The sequence below is a fragment of the Limnofasciculus baicalensis BBK-W-15 genome (genome assembly GCF_024178385.1).
GTDB lineage: Bacteria > Cyanobacteriota > Cyanobacteriia > Cyanobacteriales > Coleofasciculaceae > Limnofasciculus > Limnofasciculus baicalensis.
The window spans coordinates 1-4,445 of sequence record NZ_JAMZMM010000438.1; the positions used below are offsets into that span (position 1 = coordinate 1).

5 protein-coding genes are annotated in these 4,445 nt (G+C 42.0%); 1 reads left to right on the forward strand and 4 read right to left on the reverse strand.

Annotated elements, in window-relative coordinates; genetic code table 11:
• Positions 1–263: 263 nt before the first annotated feature.
• Positions 264–746: a GNAT family N-acetyltransferase gene (locus NJ959_RS26100; RefSeq protein ID WP_254014683.1), complete on the forward strand. Its 483-nt coding sequence runs from the start codon at positions 264–266 to the stop codon at positions 744–746.
• On the opposite strand, the gene NJ959_RS26105 is transcribed toward NJ959_RS26100, so the two are convergent.
• The 4 genes from NJ959_RS26105 to NJ959_RS26120 form a co-directional block, all read right to left on the reverse strand.
• Entirely contained in the window at positions 724–1,605 is an 882-nt protein-coding gene (locus NJ959_RS26105; protein WP_254014679.1) for a sensor histidine kinase, read from the reverse strand. The genes NJ959_RS26100 and NJ959_RS26105 overlap by 23 nt on opposite strands.
• 180 nt (positions 1,606–1,785) lie before the next feature.
• Positions 1,786–2,379, reverse strand: a complete 594-nt coding sequence (locus NJ959_RS26110) for an L-threonylcarbamoyladenylate synthase (RefSeq protein ID WP_254014680.1) — start codon at positions 2,377–2,379, stop codon at positions 1,786–1,788.
• 309 nt (positions 2,380–2,688) lie between these two features.
• Positions 2,689–3,594, reverse strand: coding sequence for a peptide chain release factor N(5)-glutamine methyltransferase (gene prmC, locus NJ959_RS26115; protein WP_254014681.1), 906 nt, complete (start codon positions 3,592–3,594; stop codon positions 2,689–2,691).
• A 45-nt stretch (positions 3,595–3,639) separates the two neighbouring features.
• Positions 3,640–4,419: a Tic22 family protein gene (locus tag NJ959_RS26120; protein ID WP_254014682.1), complete on the reverse strand. Its 780-nt coding sequence runs from the start codon at positions 4,417–4,419 to the stop codon at positions 3,640–3,642.
• Between the last annotated feature and the right edge of the window lie 26 nt (positions 4,420–4,445).

Sequence of the window (4,445 nt, forward strand, 5' to 3'; positions counted from 1 at the left end):
CCCCACTCCCCACACCCCACCTTGAAAATCTTGTTCCATATACCAGAGTTTCATCTAGCAGGGGTGAGGGGCGAGGTAACTAATGAGTGAAATGTTAGGAACCTATAACAAAAAAATGTTTCTATATTGCATTTATGTAAGAAAACGTTACAATAATAATTTGACATCTGAAATCAAATCAGATATTAAGGTTCAAATAAAGCAGAATCTGCCCCCAAGCATCTCCGTAAACTTTGAAAAAATTAGAAGGTATTTTCATAACAATGGATTGCAGCCATATTCAATTTTGCATTCACGAAGTTTCAACCCAAGAGAATCCCAAGTATGAAATAGATTATGACCAACTTCAGAATCTATTTCGCATAGCCGCATTCTGGGCGAAAGACAGAAGCATTGACGACTTGAAAATTGCGATTGCAAACAGCGCTCCCGTTGTCACAATTTGGGAAGATCGCCGACTAATTGGATTTGCTCGTGCTACTTCCGATGGTATTTACCGCGCCACCATCTGGGATGTAGTAATTCATCCAGACTATCAGGGTCTGGGTTTGGGGCGCAAGTTAGTGGAAACAGTCCTAACTCACCCCAAAGTTAACCGAGTTGAGCGCGTCTATTTGATGACTACTAATCAACAGCATTTCTACGAACGGATTGGTTTTGAGTGCAATTCCACTACCACAATGGTATTACAAAATCAACCCGTGCTTACTCCCCTACCAACACCTATTCTCCAGCTTCAGGCATAGCCAAAGGCATAGAACATTGAATCCGGGTGATAGTTTGCCTCACCATATCACCCGCAGTCTCATTATCTGGAATTGCCAGAAGTTCAATGCTTCCATCCATAACTTCCACCAGAATTTTAACCATAAATAAATTTAGCCCTGGTGAAGGTTTGACATCTTTATGCGGTTTTGTCTCTGCTTCCGGCTCCTGAGAGATCAAATCCACAGGTTCATGCCAAATAGGATTGGGACATCGAACATCAATCCAAATAGAAACCTGTTGAGTATCTTTAGGGCAAACAGCAGAAACCTGAATGATACCTTCATCCATCTGAGCGATGGTGCTATCAACTAGTCCTAAAAGCACTTGCCGAAAACGTCTCGGATCGGCTAAAACTTGGATATCCTGCGCCGGAGAAATTACTTTAAGCTGCAAATTGCGATTAGCTGCTTGCATGTGCGTCAGGACTTCGATTTCTTCAAAAATCTCGGTGAGGGATATGGGGCGAATTTCCAATCGATTAGTGCCCTGTTCAGTTTTGGCAATGGCAATAACTTCATCTAAAAGTTTTACCATCTTCTGAGCTGAGAGATGTGCCTGGGCAAGAAATTCTCGTTCTTCTGCTGGAGAGTCGCACAAATCCGATAGAATTAATTGGTGCATCCCCATTAAGCTGCTAAGGGGGGATCGCAATTCGTGAGAAGTCCGTGCCAAAAACCCAGCTTTAAAGTGACTCATTTCCTTCGCCATTTCGTAAGCTAGTTTGGTTTGTTTGAGTTCCTCTTTTAGATCTTTAATCTCTTTCTCCAAAAGGGATTTTTCCTCACTATTTACCTCTTGGCTTACAGGTGGCTTTGAAACAACTGACTCCTCGGACATCACTTACTCCTTGCGCTTTTACTATTGGGATGTTAACCAGTTACATCAATTTATAAGATTTCTCTATAAATTCAGGTATTTGCTTGTTAACAGCACCACAAAATAGATCTATCGATCGTAGGAGTATCTCTTCTCAAGCATAGCCCGTTTCTCAACGCTCTATCCTCGCCGTGACTCCCTTCAACCTTCCAGTCTAACCTCTCCCTGGCGCAAAATTTCCCAGCCGTTGCTTGTCCATTTCGCAACCGTAGAAGGCACACCTGTTGTTACTGGTGGGAATTTCTCTAATTCACTAGGGTGGAGTGTCAGACATTCAGGGAACTCTGCCTCAATTTCTCCTACAGTTTTTAAAGGTGGTTTTCCGGAAAAGTTGGCGCTAGTGGTGGCTAAGGGTCCGGTTTGGGATAAAATCGCGATCGCCACCTCAGAGTTTGGTACTCGTACCCCAATTGTAGTCGGATCGGTAGGATTCATTGCCGCAGGTACTCTATCTGAGGCAGGTAACACTAATGTTAATCCTCCAGGCCAGTATTTTGCAGCCACCTCCTGCCAAGTTGCCAACTCGGTATCGCTACCTTTGACAAAATGCCATAAATCGGCTGGATTTCCTGCCATCAAGATTAAAGGTTTATCTGGAGGTCGTTTTTTTGCGATAAAGATTAATTCAGAACGATCGGGTCGTACAGCTAAAGCTGGTACTGTATCAGTGGGGAAGCTGACAACTTCACCTCCTTCTGCCTCGGCAACAAGGGTAGACATGGAAACTTGAGTCATGGTGCTAAAAGGCTAACTAACAGAAAATTTTCACTACCAAAACATCATAAAAGCTGAGATCCACTTTCTTTTACGCGGTGGGTGAAAGCTAACATCAGCCCCAACCCCTCTCCCTCAAAAAAAAGTTCGTTACATAACTTAATAAAATATCAACGGCTGAAAGTGGCTTAACTTCGTTAAATTTATTGAGATTAATTCTCAAAAATTGACGAATTTGCGTTGTTTCAGCGATCGTGGTAGAATAATCCAAAGGAGGTCTAATGACCTTTTGGACTTTTTCTACGCTATTGCCATCTATTTTAATATTTTCTATGCCAATTTTAGATATGCTAGGGCAAAGCGATTGATACCTGCCAAATCGGGATAAATCTGAATCTGGCAATAACTACCTTGTTCCTGCAATAATTTAACTACAGTATCAGCTTGTCCTGCCATCATTTCAATTAACCAAATACCACCTGGGCGTAGATAATCAGGAGCAGTTTCAATCAGATACCGGATCGAGTCTAAACCATCAATACCGCCATCAAGGGCAATATGGGGTTCGTGATTTGCTACTTCTGGTTGTAATTGTGGAATTTCACTACTAGGTATATAGGGTGGATTTGAAACCATCCCACTTAACTTACCTTTTAGTGCCAATAGTGGTGAAAACCAAGATCCTTGGTAAAATTGAATTCTTTCTTCTAAGCCTAAATTTTCAGCATTTAGTTTAGCAATAGCAAGGGCATCAGGAGAGTAATCAACAGCGTGAATTTTAGCACTATTGAAAACTTCTGCTAATCCCAGTGCGATCGCACCGCTACCAGTTCCTAAATCTACCCATTCTCCTAATTCTAATTCAGGAATTGGACTATTTTTAATCGCTTCTACCGCTATATCGATAATATATTCAGTTTCTGGACGGGGAATTAGCACTGCTGGAGATACTTTCAGGGAAAAATTTCGCCAAGGTGTCACCCCTGCCAGATATTGAACAGGGGTGCGGTTGTCAAGGCGTTCCTGCCAGATTTCAGATAGTACTGAGAGAGGATAGGGCAATTCTATTTGCGATCGCTCTTTAAAAGACTCCAATCGCAGTGACAGCGAGTCAATTCCTGCCACTTCCTGAAGCAACCAATCTACTTCAGTGACAGAAACATCTACCTCAACAGCCGCTTTTCGGGCATCTAACCGCCATTGCCAAAGGGCTAAACCGGATACGTCAGTTTTCACTCAAAACTCAAAACTTAAAACTCAAAACTGTCTTCCCTACTCCCCCTAACGGTTATTTCTCCCTCCACCTTCCTGAGAAGATGAGGATATTTTCTGCAATAATTCTATAGATTCAGGCGTTGGCCAAAGTACAATTTTGTTTAGTGCTGGATCGTCTTTAGTTTGCCAGATTTGAATCAAACTTTCTAATGTTACTACATTAATCTGAACGGTGGATGCCAGGTTAGGTTGTGCTTGCTTGTAGCGCTCTACCAGGCTTTGCAATTGCCCTTTGTCGAAAAAGAAAGGAATAACTTGTTGACTTTCAAGTTGAGTTGTCAAGTATCCCGGATTTTGACCTGCAGTAGCATAAAATAGAGGGACTTGCTCTAATTTATCTATTTGTTGACCTCTCTGGCGAAACAATTCTACTGCTGATTTCACTTCATCATCTTCTGGAACTAAGACATAATCTACAGGATCTGGCTTATTTTTATTTTCTTGCTGGAGCTTAAAAACATCTGCTATTGATAGCACGGCTACTTGTGCTGTATTACCCAGTTGGGGATTATCTCGCTTTACTCGCTGTTCAATAAAGGCTTGAGCCGCTTGTTGGCTGATAAAGAATCCTGCCACTGATACAGTTTTATTGTCTTGAGTTGGCACGGATAATGTTATTAACGAACCTTGAGCATCTGCGATCGCAAATACGGGTACAGTTTGTAATTTTTCAATAATCTGAGCTTGGGTTAATGCCATAGCTCGTAAGGTTCCGGTAAATACGGAAGTCAGGAGAGTTGTACTAACTAAACCTAATGTTACGCTCCAACGAACGAATGATTTCATAGAATTACCTCTCTAGGGGTTAGGGG

Coding starts and splice junctions, on each gene's coding strand:
- NJ959_RS26110 (WP_254014680.1), bottom strand. CDS start 2,379: ATGACTCAAGTTTCCATGTCTACCCTTGTTGCCGAGGCAGAAGGAGGT.
- NJ959_RS26100 (WP_254014683.1), top strand. CDS start 264: ATGGATTGCAGCCATATTCAATTTTGCATTCACGAAGTTTCAACCCAA.
- NJ959_RS26120 (WP_254014682.1), bottom strand. CDS start 4,419: ATGAAATCATTCGTTCGTTGGAGCGTAACATTAGGTTTAGTTAGTACA.
- NJ959_RS26105 (WP_254014679.1), bottom strand. CDS start 1,605: ATGTCCGAGGAGTCAGTTGTTTCAAAGCCACCTGTAAGCCAAGAGGTA.